4 protein-coding genes are annotated in these 3982 nt (G+C 27.9%); 3 read left to right on the forward strand and 1 reads right to left on the reverse strand.

Features of this window, described 5'->3' with window-relative positions; genetic code table 11:
• Window positions 1–64 precede the first annotated feature (64 nt).
• Window positions 65–916: a glycosyltransferase gene (locus tag ACOYLT_RS10465; RefSeq protein WP_422853793.1), complete on the reverse strand. Its 852-nt coding sequence runs from the start codon at window positions 914–916 to the stop codon at window positions 65–67.
• 98 nt (window positions 917–1014) lie between these two features.
• Between ACOYLT_RS10465 and ACOYLT_RS10470 the strand changes: the two genes are divergently transcribed.
• From ACOYLT_RS10470 to ACOYLT_RS10480, 3 genes are read left to right on the forward strand one after another with little or no spacing between them, the layout of a single operon-like run.
• Window positions 1015–1827, forward strand: coding sequence for a glycosyltransferase family 2 protein (locus ACOYLT_RS10470; RefSeq protein WP_422853796.1), 813 nt, complete (start codon window positions 1015–1017; stop codon window positions 1825–1827).
• A gap of 37 nt (window positions 1828–1864) precedes the next feature.
• A complete protein-coding gene (locus ACOYLT_RS10475; RefSeq protein WP_422853794.1) occupies window positions 1865–2680 on the forward strand; it encodes a glycosyltransferase family 2 protein in 816 nt (271 codons plus the stop codon).
• Between the two features lie 45 nt (window positions 2681–2725).
• Window positions 2726–3832, forward strand: a complete 1107-nt coding sequence (locus ACOYLT_RS10480; protein ID WP_422853795.1) for a TDP-N-acetylfucosamine:lipid II N-acetylfucosaminyltransferase — start codon at window positions 2726–2728, stop codon at window positions 3830–3832.
• Window positions 3833–3982 lie beyond the last annotated feature (150 nt).

Genomic DNA, 3982 nt, shown 5'->3' on the forward strand with positions numbered 1-3982 from the left:
TTATTCCGCCATCTTGTATTACTTCGAACGCTTTGTGTACTTCAGAATTTATATCGCTCATAATTTATTTGAGTTTATAAAATCCAATTTTTCTTTTTAATAGTTTGTAATTCAAATCCAATTTATGTGCTATCAGGTTTTTAAGATTTGTAAAAATCCATTTGTGAACAGGTATTATTTTTTTAGAAATCAAATTGTTAGCCTCTTTTGAAAGAATGAAAACATTTTTTAATTTTTCACATTTCACATTTCCGTAACCATCAAATCTGTTGATTTTATTGCGCTGGTGAATAATTGATAGCCACAATCTTTTTTCCCCAAGCTGAGTTACTTTTTTATCTCTTTTCCAAAATCTGTGGTCTTGATGAAAAGCAGTTTTTGGATTTTCGTTTTTTTCAATCAAACTGATAAAAGGATTGAAAAGTTGCTCTTTTTTTCCCAAAATATAATTTGGTTCAATTTGCAACGAATAGCCTTTTATAAAATCGATAGCTTGGTATTCCTGTTGGTTGAATTGTTTCTGAACTTCATTGATAAAATCTATATGTATACTATCGTCATTATCAATTCTTGTAGTAATTAAATATGGTTTATCTTTGGATTCATTGGTAATATAATTATGTAATTCAGGCATAAATGAAGGCATCGCGTCTACAAAAAACACTTTAAAATTGGGCTGATTCGCAACTAATTCCTGAATTCTGTTTTGATAAACTTCTTTAGTATTGGTATCAAAATACAACAACCATTCAAAATTCTGATTGGTTTGTCCAACCACAGATGGAAAGCAAAAATTTTCAAACAACCACATGCGGTTGTTCATCCATTCATCAGTTAATAACTGCTCATTGTTTTTAGTAACATCCCAATAATCGGCTCTTAGATTGAATCGGGTAATCAAGTAATGTTTAAACATGGATGAAATTTTTCGTAAAATTAGCTTTTTTTTCGGAGTCCAAAAACGAAGCAGTAACTTTTGCTGAAAATCCAAATATTTCTTTAAGTTTGTGGAGTATGAAGTTATCTGTAATAATCTCTACTTACAATGCTGAAGAATGGTTGCACAAAGTGTTGCTTGGCTACGCTATTCAAACTCTGCAAGATTTTGAGATTATAGTTGCTGATGATGGTTCAACAAGCAAAACGAAAGAAGTTATACAGCAATTTCAGGATAAATTTAAGTATCCAATTATTCATGTTTGGCATGAAGACAAGGGATTTAGAAAATGTAAAATTCTTAATCATGCCATTATAAAATCGAACAGTGATTATTTATTATTTACTGATGGTGATTGCATTCCGAGAAAAGATTTTGTTGCCAATCACCTTAAGCAAAAAGAAAAAGGATACTTTCTTTCCGGCGGTTATTTTAAACTTCCAATGTTAATTTCAACAGCAATTACCGATAGCGATATTTTAGGTCAAAAATGTTTCGACGCATCTTGGCTTAAAAAACAAGGATTAAAACTCAATTTTAAAATTACTAAGCTTGTCTATAATCATTATTTTGCTGCGTTTATGAATTGGGTTACGCCAACAAAACGTTCCTGGAATGGGCACAATTCCTCAGGATTTAAATCCGATATTTTGGCTATCAATGGTTTTAATGAATCACTTGCTTATGGTGGTGAGGATAGAGAAATGGGAGAACGTTTGTTTAACAATCGAATATTTTCAAAGCAAATTCGGTACAGTGCTATTTGTGTTCATTTAGATCATTCTAGAAACTATATTGATGAAGAAAAAGTAAAATTTAATTTAGAAATTAGAAAATATAACAAAAAAAATAAAATTACTTGGATTCCAACTGGAATTGCTAAACGCTAAATAATGTTTAATTTTACAACCATTAAGGATTACGCCTATGTTACTAACAGTTATTTTCAGCACTTATAATTCAGAAGAATGGCTTGAAAAAGTCATACTAGGATTCAGTGTACAAACTTTCAGAGATTTTGAAATTATAATTGCTGATGATGGTTCTCGTGAGTCAACTAAAAATTTAATTGATAGATTAAGAGTAGAAATTGATATTCCAATCATACATGTTTGGCAAGAAGATAATGGTTTTCAAAAATCGCAAATATTAAATAAAGCTATTCTTTCTTCTACTTCTGATTATTTAATTTTTACTGATGGTGATTGTATTCCCAGAAAAGATTTTATGGAAGTACACTTTAAATACAGACAAGAAGGTTATTTCCTTTCCGGGGGGTATTTTAAATTGCCAATGGATATTTCAAAAGCCATTACTAAGGATGATATTTTTCATCAACGTTGTTTTGATTTGCAATGGTTAAAATCAAAAGGATTAAAAAGGAATTTTAAGAACATTAAATTTATCACTAGTGGTTTATTGAGTAAAGCCCTCAATTTTGTAACACCAACGAATGCTTCATGGAATGGTCATAATTCTTCTGGATGGAAAAAGGATTTGGTCGCTGTCAACGGATTTAATCAAGAAATGCAATATGGTGGACAAGATAGAGAACTTGGAGAAAGATTATTTAATAAAGGTCTTAAATCAAAGCAAATAAGATATTCCGCTATTTGCGTTCACTTGGATCATAAACGTGGTTATGTCAACAAAGAAACCTGGGAGAAGAATTTTGCAATCCGAGAAAATACAAGAAAAAATAAAGTCATTAAAACTCACCTAGGAATTGATTCAAACCTATAAAAAGTAAAAAAATAAGTATTAAAAAAAAATAACAAATAAATTCATATGATACTACATTTGGTGCATGACGAAAAAATAATAAATAGAACTATTTCTATTTTTGAAGAAGTCGCTCCTAAAAATAATTTATTTGTTGTTTTTACAAGACATGAATTAAAACATGTAACTAATCTTGACAATGTAATTCTCTTTAAAGAATTTGAAAAGAAACATTCAAAAACAGTTTTTTCATCTGTTATTGTACACTTTTTAAATTCCAGAAAAATTAGATTTATTAATAAATACATTGACAAAAACATTCCTGTTAATTGGATAATTTGGGGGAATGATTTGTATAATAAATTACTTTATCCCAAAGGTTTTGAATTATATGATAGAGAGAGTACTTATTATAAAAAATTTAAAAATTCTTTTTTTAATAATATTTTTGATAAGATAATCGCTAATTTTAAAACTATTAAAATTGAAAAATTTATTTCTAAACGTATAGATTATATAATTACAGATAGCACAAAAGTTGATTACAAGATGTTGATTGAATATTATCCAAATCTCAGAAATAAATTATGGAAAGAATTTTTTTATTATCCAATTGAGACTATTTTGGGTGAAGAGTTATCGCAAAAATGGGTTGAAGGTAATAACATACAAATAGGAAATTCAGCTTCAATTACAAATAATCATGAATATGCCATGAGATTTTTATCAAAATTAAATGTAGTTGATAAAAAAGTTTTCGTTCCTGTAAGTTATTCTGGTACAAAGCAATATATAGATTCAATTAAAAACAAAGGGAATGAATATTTTGGAAGTAATTTTAATGCAATGGAGAATTTTTTACCTTTGAAAGAATACAATAATTTAATGTTAAGTTTTGGAATTGCAATTTATGGAAATTTCCGACAAGAAGCAGTTGGAAATATTTTAATTTCTATATTTCTAGGGGCAAAAGTATTTCTCCCAAAACATAACCCTTTGTTTTTATGGGCAAATAAACTTGGTGTAATTATTTTTGAATTAGAATCTATATCGCAAGAACAAATAGATTATCCATTAGATGATGTATCAAGAAATCATAATAGAAGTTTGCTTCAAGATTTATATAATGAATTTAGACTTAAAAAGTTAATAGTTAAAAATTTTGTTAACTAATAAAGTAAATTACAATATAGAAAAAGAGAAACCTATATTTATATAGTTGAAAATCTATGAAAATTAATAAAAAAATGGGAATTACAAAACTAGATTGGGATTCCAAATTTTTTCGATTTCCTGTAGGTCATTTGTATATTGAAAAAGACT

The sequence above is a fragment of the Flavobacterium sp. genome (assembly GCF_049318185.1).
Taxonomy (GTDB): Bacteria; Bacteroidota; Bacteroidia; order Flavobacteriales; family Flavobacteriaceae; genus Flavobacterium.